The organism is Providencia sp. 2.29, from assembly GCF_015832305.1.
Lineage (GTDB): Bacteria > Pseudomonadota > Gammaproteobacteria > Enterobacterales > Enterobacteriaceae > Providencia > Providencia stuartii.
This window is the reverse complement of sequence record NZ_CP065420.1, coordinates 3,584,474-3,594,818: the sequence shown is the minus strand read 5'-3', so window position 1 is coordinate 3,594,818 and position 10,345 is coordinate 3,584,474. Positions and strand designations below refer to the sequence as shown.

Annotated in this window: 10 protein-coding genes and 1 pseudogene; 10 read left to right on the top strand and 1 reads right to left on the bottom strand. The window is 38.8% G+C overall.

From position 1 onward, the window contains the following. The first annotated feature begins 11 nt into the window (after nucleotides 1–11). From accA to tilS, 3 genes are all read left to right on the top strand, one after another. Nucleotides 12–971 carry an acetyl-CoA carboxylase carboxyl transferase subunit alpha gene (gene accA / locus I3B46_RS16980; protein WP_004916741.1) on the top strand — a complete coding sequence of 320 codons (960 nt, stop codon included), beginning with the start codon at nucleotides 12–14 and terminating at the stop codon, nucleotides 969–971. 245 nt (nucleotides 972–1,216) lie between these two features. Further along, complete coding sequence (locus I3B46_RS16975) at nucleotides 1,217–2,101, top strand: DMT family transporter (RefSeq protein ID WP_014657689.1); 885 nt, start codon at nucleotides 1,217–1,219, stop codon at nucleotides 2,099–2,101. Between the two features lie 19 nt (nucleotides 2,102–2,120). After that, on the top strand, nucleotides 2,121–3,473 hold the full coding sequence (tilS, locus tag I3B46_RS16970; protein WP_014657690.1) for a tRNA lysidine(34) synthetase TilS: 1,353 nt from the start codon (nucleotides 2,121–2,123) through the stop codon (nucleotides 3,471–3,473). 71 nt (nucleotides 3,474–3,544) lie between these two features. Here tilS and rof read toward each other — a convergent pair whose 3' ends face one another. Further along, nucleotides 3,545–3,808, bottom strand: coding sequence for a Rho-binding antiterminator (gene rof, locus I3B46_RS16965; protein WP_004916733.1), 264 nt, complete (start codon nucleotides 3,806–3,808; stop codon nucleotides 3,545–3,547). A 272-nt stretch (nucleotides 3,809–4,080) separates the two neighbouring features. Between rof and nlpE the strand changes: the two genes are divergently transcribed. The 7 genes and pseudogenes from nlpE (at nucleotide 4,081) to chbG (ending at nucleotide 10,319) form a co-directional block, all read left to right on the top strand. Then, the gene (gene nlpE / locus I3B46_RS16960) at nucleotides 4,081–4,737 is read left to right on the top strand and encodes an envelope stress response activation lipoprotein NlpE (RefSeq protein WP_004916731.1); all 657 of its coding nucleotides are present in this window, start codon (nucleotides 4,081–4,083) and stop codon (nucleotides 4,735–4,737) included. A 366-nt stretch (nucleotides 4,738–5,103) separates the two neighbouring features. Beyond that, complete coding sequence (locus tag I3B46_RS16955; RefSeq protein ID WP_036944146.1) at nucleotides 5,104–5,421, top strand: PTS sugar transporter subunit IIB; 318 nt, start codon at nucleotides 5,104–5,106, stop codon at nucleotides 5,419–5,421. A gap of 99 nt (nucleotides 5,422–5,520) precedes the next feature. Then, nucleotides 5,521–6,880, top strand: a pseudogene (gene chbC / locus I3B46_RS16950) (PTS N,N'-diacetylchitobiose transporter subunit IIC). Nucleotides 6,881–6,913: 33 nt separating this feature from the next. Then, nucleotides 6,914–7,255 (top strand): PTS N,N'-diacetylchitobiose transporter subunit IIA, encoded by a 342-nt coding sequence (chbA, locus tag I3B46_RS16945; protein ID WP_004916722.1) that lies wholly within the window; start codon nucleotides 6,914–6,916, stop codon nucleotides 7,253–7,255. A gap of 15 nt (nucleotides 7,256–7,270) precedes the next feature. Continuing rightward, nucleotides 7,271–8,122, top strand: coding sequence for a transcriptional regulator ChbR (chbR, locus tag I3B46_RS16940; RefSeq protein WP_432653048.1), 852 nt, complete (start codon nucleotides 7,271–7,273; stop codon nucleotides 8,120–8,122). A 56-nt stretch (nucleotides 8,123–8,178) separates the two neighbouring features. Then, nucleotides 8,179–9,567 (top strand): 6-phospho-beta-glucosidase, encoded by a 1,389-nt coding sequence (locus tag I3B46_RS16935; RefSeq protein WP_154598844.1) that lies wholly within the window; start codon nucleotides 8,179–8,181, stop codon nucleotides 9,565–9,567. Further along, complete coding sequence (chbG, locus tag I3B46_RS16930; protein WP_072502894.1) at nucleotides 9,564–10,319, top strand: chitin disaccharide deacetylase; 756 nt, start codon at nucleotides 9,564–9,566, stop codon at nucleotides 10,317–10,319. The genes I3B46_RS16935 and chbG overlap by 4 nt, the downstream gene beginning before the upstream one ends. Nucleotides 10,320–10,345: the final 26 nt, after the last annotated feature.

Below are 10,345 nucleotides of genomic sequence, written 5' to 3'. Positions count from 1 at the left end.
ATAGGAATATTATGAGTCTGGATTTTCTTGATTTTGAACAGCCAATTGCTGAATTGGAAGCGAAAATTGATTCGCTGACTGCAGTTAGCCGTCAAGACAACAATTTAGAAGTCAACCTAGATGACGAGGTTGCTCGTTTACGTGAAAAAAGTGTTGAACTGACGCGTAAGATTTTCTCTGATCTGGGTGCATGGCAAATTGCTAAACTTGCTCGTCATCCACGCCGTCCTTATACATTAGATTATATTTCTCGTATATTTACTGACTTCCAAGAACTCGCTGGTGATCGTGCTTATGCTGATGATAAAGCTATTGTTGGCGGTATTGCACGTTTGGACGGTCGTCCTGTTATGGTTATTGGCCATCAAAAAGGGCGTGAGACAAAAGAAAAAATTCGCCGTAACTTTGGTATGCCAGCACCAGAAGGCTATCGTAAGGCATTACGCTTGATGGAAATGGCCGATCGTTTCAACTTACCTATTATTACCTTTATTGATACTCCGGGGGCTTACCCAGGTGTTGGCGCGGAAGAGCGTGGTCAGTCGGAAGCCATTGCACGTAACTTGCGTGAAATGTCTCGCTTATCAGTGCCAGTTATCTGTACCGTTATTGGTGAAGGTGGGTCTGGTGGCGCGCTGGCTATCGGCGTAGGTGATAAAGTGAATATGCTGCAATACAGCACCTATTCCGTTATCTCTCCAGAAGGTTGTGCATCTATTCTGTGGAAAAGCGCTGATAAAGCGCCATTAGCGGCAGAAGCAATGGGGATCACCGCATCTCGTCTTAAAGAGTTGAAACTTATTGATAATGTGGTCACTGAGCCGTTAGGTGGCGCACACCGCAGTTACGATGAAGTTGCGGCGTCTTTAAAAGCACGTATCGTCGAAGATTTAGACGAATTGCTTGAGCTAGATGAAGAAGCATTAAAAAATCGTCGCTACCAGCGTTTAATGGAATATGGCTATTGCTAATTAAGACCTATTAGCAAAGTAAAAACGGGAGTTTGGGATAGCCAGCTCCCGTTTTTTATTCGTGCATCACGCTCTTTGAGTCGTGAAATCTAGTCAAGGTGGTGATTAATTGGTAACTTTGATAGGGTAGTTAACCACATAAGCACTTTATTGTTTTTGCTAAAATAATGAATATAGGCAGCGACGGTCGTTCCAAAGTTGATGTCACTTTTCCGATTAAAAACTGACATAAATAAGAGATAAGAATGAGGCAATATAACTACTTAATTTACGCCTTGATGTGTGTATTAATATGGAGTTTTATCCCAATTGTTTCTCGTTTTGGGCAAAATGGTTTAGATAGCTTTCAATTTTTATTTTGGTCTAATCTTATTTCAGCGATGTCAGTAATACTGGTTGCACTGATCGCGGGTTATAAGCCAACCAAATTGTTTATTCTTCCTCGTGATATCCTCCTTAAAGTCTTTGTGCTTGGCTTTTTAGATTGCTTATTTTATTTGCTTCTTTATTACGGTTACGCCATTGAAAATGGTATTGCAGTATTAGTGATCCAGTATAGTTGGCCTTTAATCATTATCTTGCTGTCGGTCTTTTTATTAAAAGATAAGCTAGCTGGCAGGCAGATTGTGGGCGTGATTATCGGGTTTATTGCAGTGATTATCACTTTTACCAAAGGGCATATTACTCAACTACAGGTTGAGGATCCGGTGGCTCTGTTATTCGTATTTAGTGGTGCATTTTGTTTCGCACTGATGTCGGTGTTCTCACGGCAATATTCGATTGACCCTTATATTAGTACAGTTTGGTTATTTATCTTTTCAACGTTAACTTCATTGGTGTTACTACTGTCATTTAGTGAACTACAATTACCTTCCAAAGCTGCATTTTGGCCGACGGTAATCAACGGGGTGCTCATTAACGGTGTTTCTTACATTTTATGGTTTAAGGCGATGAATACGGGACATTCTGCAAAAATTGCCTCCATCGTATTTTTATCCCCAGTATTATCCGTACTTTGGTTGGTGGTCATTTTAAGTGATCCGTTTGAAATCGCTTATATCATCGGTGTATTGCTAGTTATCGTTTCTGGTGTGTTATGTGTTGGTCAGAAGAGAAAGCAATCATATTAGCGTAAAGAAGGGCAGATTCATGGCGCTACAGCCGCAAGCAATTATAGAGCAGGTGCTCAACAAAATAGGTCATTTTCGAAAAATACTGGTGGGATTTAGCGGGGGCGTAGATTCAACCGTATTGCTGCATGCACTTTACCAAATCAAAAAATATCAGCTTCCCTCGTTAGAGATCCGGGCTATTCACATTCATCATGGGCTTAACGTTAGGGCCGACGATTGGGAAGCTCACTGCCAACACTTGTGTGAACAGTGGCATATTCCCTTTGTCTGCACGCATGTTACAGTTGATCCTTCAAATCGTGGTATTGAAGCGGCTGCTCGTGAGGCGCGTTATCAGGCTTACCGAAACGAGTTGGCAGAGGGGGAAATCATAGCCACCGCTCAGCACCTTGATGACCAAGCAGAAACCTTTATGTTGGCATTAAAGCGTGGCAGTGGACCTGCTGGGCTTTCGTCAATGCCCGAATTGTCACCATTTTATGCAGAAAAAGGGGAAACGTGGTTACTACGTCCGTTATTAGCAATATCTCGCGGCGATCTGGAAAATTATGCACGTGAATGCCCGTTAACGTGGGTCGAAGATGACAGTAATCAAGACGATCGTTATGATCGCAATTTCCTTCGGTTACATATTATGCCGACTTTAACTGAGCGTTGGCCTCATTTTGCCGCCGCAGTTTCGCGTAGTGCATCCTTATGTGCTGAACAGGAATCGCTGCTTGATGAGCTATTACAAGATGCGCTGGATGAAATGATGGATTATCGCGGTGGTCTATTTATTGATAACTTGCATGATTGCAGCCCAGCGAAACGTAACGCGCTACTTAGGCGTTGGGTTGGTCTACACCGCTTGCCAATGCCACCTTACCATCAACTACAACGCATTTGGCAAGAAGTGGCGCTAGCCCGTCAGGATGCTGAGCCGATTTGTCAGTTAGGCCATGTCGATATTCGTCGATACCAAGGCGCATTATGGATTGTACGTCGTATCAACCCGTTATTAGGGCAACAATTTTGCTGGGATTATCCCCAACCTTTTATTTTGCCTGAAGGATTAGGGCGACTTGAGATTATTGCCGATGAAGGGCAAATTCGCCCGCCTCTGCCAACAGAAAAAGTGACCGTTCGTTTTGGCTTACAAGGCACATTGAACATTGTGGGTAGGACGCATTCAAGAAGTAGCAAAAAAATCTGGCAAGAGCTTGGTATCTCTCCTTGGATGCGAGAAAGAACCCCACTAGTTTATTATGATGAACAATTAATTACCGCCATTGGGTGCTTTATCACTCCTGAAGGCCTCGTTGCAGATGAGGAAATTGGGGTTGCCTTCCATTGGGATAAGTTCGATGAATATCAAATAGAGGTGTAAATAAAATAGAGAGCCCCTTATGACAGTGACCATTCATAAGGGGCGTAGAGGGGCTCAATGGAGTATGAGCTTTAGTGAGAGCAATCGACAACGATAGTGCCGATCTCAGGATGACTGAAGGTGTTGATATGATCCAAACGAAGCTCTTTTGTTCCATCTTGAGTCTCTAAGATTAGGTACTCAACTTTTTTACGCAAGAGCAAGTCGCTGGCCTTCCCCTCAATGATTTCGCCGCCATGAAGTTTAATTTCCAGTTTCAATTGGCGTTGGCACGCGATTTCAAGATATTCGTAATCATCACAATTGATAGGTTGATATTCAGTATCTGTAGACATATTCCCTCACCACTATGTTAGTGGCGGTTATTGCCGCCTTGACTATTTTTTACCAAGCATCATGTGCTTCATAGGATAATAGCACAGTAATTTTAATAACAATAATCAGCAATAGATGAAAACGTAAATTCATGATTAACGTATGTGGTAAAAAATGAACTAATATCAGTAAAGTCCGAAATATAATAATCTCGCCATTTTTCTCTGCATAAAATGTTATGATTAGATATAGACTAAAAATATAAGAATTGAACTGTTAGGAGATAAAGGTAATGAAAAAGTCACTATTCTTAGCATTAATGGCGACCGGTGTGATGACATTAGTGGGTTGCCAAACAGCCGTTAAACAACCTAGCGTAACTTATATTGATAGAGCATATACAGGCATTTTACCGTGTGCGGATTGTTCTGGAATTGAGGCCACTCTACTGGTTAACCAAGATGGTACATACGTAGAGCAATTAGTATATTTAGGGTCTCGCGATGGTGACCAAACATTTTATGAAACGGGCACATGGGCAAAAGATGGCGATAAATTACGCATGACGAATGCAAATGGTGAGCGCGCGTACTTTGCACCATCGGCAGATGATAAATCAATGGTCTTGCTTGATCAGGAAGGCAACAAAATTCAATCACAACTGAATTATACGCTAACCCAAGTCGCACCAAGCAAAAAAACAGGTGAATACCGCTACTTTGCTGATGCAGCAACATTTACCGAATGTAAAACAGGCCGTACTTATACTGCAACAGGGATAGAGCTTGAGAAAGGTTATAGTGCAACAGGTGTGACAGGAGGAACGCCTGTTTATGCTGAAATTGAAGGTTACTATACGGTAAGGCCATCAATGGAAGACGGTAAATTTGATCCTGCGTTAGTGCAAACAGGTGATATTATGTTTGATAAATCGAGCGCATGTAAATAAATAGATTTAATCTATTATTAAAATAATAAATATCGGCTCAATTTGAGCCGATATTTTTTTTGATAAGTGGATAAAAATAGAAAATTTAAATTATTACTTAATTTATAATAATAAAAATATGATTAATTGATATTTTTTATCAATAATATATTTATATGAAATGTGAAGAACGTCATAACGATTAGTCAATCAGAAACAATTCACTATAACCCTGAAATATTCATTACAAGGGATATTACGTATAATGTCTTCAACTAAAAGCAACTCGCGAATGACGCAAGCTGAATTTAGATAACAAAAAAACGTAAAAATATCTGATGCGAGAGGTAGGTATTTTAAGTGAACGATATGATTGAGAGGATTACTGTGGAAAAGAAGCTTATTTACTTGTTTTGTTCCGCTGGGATGTCAACCTCACTACTTGTCTCTAAAATGAGGCAACAAGCTGAAAAGTATGAGGTTCCCGTTATTATAGAAGCTTTTTCTGAAACGCTTGTCCTCCAAAAAGGGAATGATGCAGATCTCGTTTTACTTGGTCCTCAAATTGCTTGGAAGCATTCCGAAATCCAGCGTTTACTGCCAACTAAAAATGTTGAAGTTATTGATTCGGTTTTATATGGAAAAGTTGATGGCTTAGGTGTTTTAAAAGCAGCGGTCGCATCAATAAAAAATAAATCACGTTAATCAATTATAGTTTGTTACAACTTCAGTTATTTATCTATTTGCTATGGTCGTCTTATGCATACAAACAAGATATGTGATTAAAGTATCTAAGGATATTCTATGGATCATATGCTCTCTTCTCTTGAAAAAGTATTGCTTCCGATCGCATTAAAATTGGGTAATCAACCTCATATCAATGCAATAAAAAATGGTTTTATTAGATTAATGCCATTAGTGTTAATTGGGGCAATGTTTGTTTTGATTAATAACGTTTTTCTGAGTTTTAATGAAGGGTCGTTTTTCTATTCATTAGGTGTTCGTCTATCACCAGAAACAATAGAGTTCATTAATAAGTTTAAAGGCATCGGCGGTAATGTTATATAACGGTACATTAGGGATTATGTCTTTAATGACGCCTTTTTTTATTGCTATGGCTCTCGCTGAAGAACGCAAAGTGGACTCTATAGCGGCAGGAATTATTGCGATAGCAGCCTTTGTGGCTGTTACACCATTTGATGTGAATGGTGCCTATGCTATCGGTGCGAATTGGCTAGGTGGCGCAAATATTATTTCAGGTATTATCATTGGCTTAGTTATTGCTGAAGCTTTTACCTTTATTGTCCGCCGTAACTGGGTAATTACATTACCGGATACAGTACCGCCAGCAGTTAGCCGCTCCTTTTCTGCATTAGTGCCAGGTTTCTTGATACTATTAGTGGTAGGGATTATTGCATGGGTGCTAGCAGGGCAAGCGACTCACTTCCATCAATTTATTATGGATACGATCTCAACCCCATTAGCTTCTCTGGGAGGGGTTGTCGGTTGGGCGTATACGATTTTCACCTCACTATTATGGTTCTTTGGTATTCATGGTGCTTTGGCTCTTACAGCACTAGACTCAGGGATTATGACGCCTTGGGCGCTAGAAAATGTCGCGTTATATAATCAATATGGTTCGGTTAATGATGCGATTGAAGCGGGGCAGACATTTCATCTGTGGGCAAAACCTTTATTAGACTCCTATGTTTTCCTTGGTGGAACAGGCGCTACGCTTGGATTAATTATTGCCATATTTATAGCCTCACGGCGAGCAGATTATCGGCAGGTCGCTAAATTAGGGTTACCAGCGGGGATATTTCAAATTAATGAACCAATTATATTTGGGATCCCTGTGATCATGAACCCAATCCTTTTTATTCCATTTATCATTATTCAACCTCTGTTAGCCGCAATCACGGTGATTGCCTATTATATAGGTATTATTCCGCCGATTACGAATATAGGTCCATGGACTATGCCAACAGGATTAGGCGCATTCTTTAACACAAATGGTAATATTTCTGCTTTATTTTTAGCACTGTTTAACCTTGGTATTTCCGTTCTTGTTTATTTACCTTTCGTTATTATTTCTAATAAGGCGCAAACTATTGCAAATAATACGGAAAGTGAAGAAGAGATCAAAAATGCATTGAAGTTTTAAATATATTAAAAATGAATAATAAATGGGGAAGTTATGATTGACATAGATAGTAATGGAACACTCTCTGCTGACAGTCTGGAAGAAGTAGTGATGGGGTTAATCATTAATTCTGGTAGGGCAAGAAGCCTCGCTTATAAAGCGTTAACTTATGCCAAGGAAGGCAAGTTTGTTGAGGCGATGGAGCTAATGGAAGATTCAAAAGAAGCCTTAACTGAAGCCCATAAAGTGCAGACAAAAATGATAGAGACGGATATGGGGGAAGGCAAAATTAAAGTGAGTTTAATACTTGTTCATGCTCAAGATCACTTAATGAATACGATACTTGCTCGTGAATTGATCACGGAGTTAATCGAAGTCCATAAAAAAATAAATTAAATAAAGGGGATGATGATGCAGCCGACACTAAATGTTAATAACTCAAATATAGAGATTAAAATGGTCTATGAGAATGATATATTTAATGACAAGGATTTCCATGTTGTTATTTATAATAAAACAGAAAGTGCAACAGGGCTGCATCAGCATGATTATTATGAATATACGATTGTCCTAACAGGGCGTTATTATCAAAAAATTAATGGCAGAAAAGTATTGCTTGAACGAGGGAATTTTGTTTTTCTGCCAATTGGCTCTCATCATGAAAGTTTCTATGACTTTGGAGCAACAAGAATTTTAAATGTTGGTATAAGAAAGTCATTCTTCGAAAAATATTTTTCACCCTTATTACCATCATTTTTTGTTGCCTCTCAAGCCTACCCATTAAAAAATGAATTTATGGCTTATATAGAATCAGTGATTGCGTCATTAAACTTTCTTGATAGTGAATTTAATGAGTTTATTGAGGTAGTAACCTTTAATGTGGTCAATAGACTACGTCATTATAGAGAAAGCAAAGTCTATGATGATACGCCACAATGGCTAAAAAACACGATTGAAGAAATGCATGAAATTGCAATGTTTAATGAAAATGCGTTAGAAAATATGGTGACAATAACAGGGAAGTCACAAGAGTATTTAACTCGTGCCACAAAGCGCTATTGCGGAAAAACGCCAATGCAAATCATTAATGAAATTAGAATTAATTTTGCTAAAAAACAGCTAGAAATTACAAATTATTCAATCACTGATATTGCATTTGAATCAGGTTACAGTAGCCCTAGTTTATTTGTGAAAAAATTTAAAGAGGCGACATCATTAACACCAAGTGAATATAGAAAAAGCCTACAGTCAAGTTTTTATTAAAGATATCCAGTGAAAATGATAGCCAATGTTTATTAATAAAATAGGTAGGTGTTAATATGGTGCATAAATTAAAAGTCGTCACTATTGGTGGTGGAAGCAGTTACACTCCTGAATTAATAGATGGTTTTATTAAACGTTATCATGAACTACCGATTAGTGAACTTTGGCTGGTTGATATTGAAGAAGGAAAAGAAAAACTCGATATCATTTATGAGCTAGGGTTGCGCATGATAAAAAATGCCAATATACCGTTAAAACTCTATAAAACATTAGACCGCAAAGCTGCACTAAAGGATGCTGATTTTGTGACGACACAGCTACGTGTCGGGTTATTAAAAGCGAGAGAGAAAGATGAAGTAATACCATTACAATATGGATACTTAGGGCAAGAAACGAATGGAGTGGGAGGCTTATTTAAAGGGTTACGTACCATTCCGGTAATTTTTGAGATCCTTAAAGATATTGAAGCTCTCTGCCCCCAAGCCTGGGTGATTAATTTTACCAATCCAGCAGGAATGATAACCGAAGCAGTATACCGGCATACGCAATTTAGACGTTTTATAGGCGTTTGTAATATTCCAATTGGCCTGAAAATGTTTATTACGGATGTGCTCGGTTTAACAAAAAAAAATAATTTGTCGATAACGCTTTTTGGTTTAAATCATATGGTATTTGTCAAAGACATTTTTGTCGACGGCGTGTCTCGCTTTGATGAAGTACTTAATGGCATTATTTCGAAAGCTTATAAAGCAAGCTCGGTAAAAAATATTACAGGTTTACCCTTTGATAGTGGGTTATTGAAGGCCTTGAAATTAATTCCATGCTCATACTTACAGTACTATTTTAAGTATAAAGAAATGCTCGCGATTGAAATGGCGGAATTCTATAAAGAAGGCACCAGAGCGCAAGTTGTACAAAAAATTGAAAAAGAGCTTTTTGAATTATACCAAGATCCCGAATTAAAAATTAAACCAAAACAGCTTGAATTGCGGGGGGGAGCTTATTATTCAGATGCCGCCTGTGAAGTGATAAATGCACTGTATAATGACAAGCAGACCGAGCATTATGTGAATATTCCCCATAACGGCCATATTAGTAATATCCCTGCAAATTGGGTTGTCGAAATGACCTGTAAATTAGGGCGTAATGGCGTTACACCGCACGAAAGAGTGACTCAGTTCGATGAAAAAGTTCTCGGCTTAATTTATAGCATCAAAGAATTTGAAATAGCCGCGAGCCAAGCGGCAGTGAGTGGCGATTTTAATGAGCTTTTATTAGCAATGAACTTAAATCCTTTAGTTCATTCAGACAATGATGCTCGGGATATGGCTAAAGCACTTCTTTTAGCCCATAAACATTATTTACCGAATTTTTCTAAGGTAATTAAATATCTTGAAGAAGAGGGGAGTGCGAATAAACCCCATCTTAATGGCATTGCAGTATGACGAGTTTACTTATTGTGAACGCAGATGATTTTGGCTTATGTAAGTCGGTCAATTATGGGATCTTAGAGGCTCATCGAAATGGTATTGTGACATCAACTACGGCCATGGTAAATATGCCTAGTATCCAACATGCGGCACAATTAGCCACAGAGCAGCCATTATTGGCTGTAGGAATGCATTTTGTCCTTACAATGGGGAAACCGTGTTCGCCAATGCCTTCGCTTGTGCGTAACGGTATATTAGGGAAGTGGATATGGGAGATGGAAAAATCAGATCAACTTCCTATAGCCGAAATAGTGCAAGAGCTACACTGCCAATATAATCAGTTTATTGATATTTTTGGTAAACCCCCCAGCCACATTGATAGCCATCATCATGTACATATGATGGCGTCCCTTTATCCTTTAATGGTCGATTTCGCCAATCAAAAAGGGATAGCATTACGGGTCGGTTACCACAATAAAATAAAAAATACTCAAGTACGTACAACAGATGCGTTTTCCGCTGACTTTTATGGGGAGCCAAATAGCATATCAGAGTCGCTTTTTTTAGAAATACTCCATAAGGCAAAGCAACGAGGGGAGCGTTCACTCGAAATAATGTGCCATCCCGCATTTATTGATAATGAATTATTAAATAGCGGCTATGTGTATTCCCGAGTAAAAGAGTTAGACGTTTTAACGTCAAAAAACTTAAAAGCGGCTATTGCTGAGAAGGGGTTTTTACTTGGTTCGTATTTAGATTTATCATAAATATGCCCAACCTATCAGGTAATAGG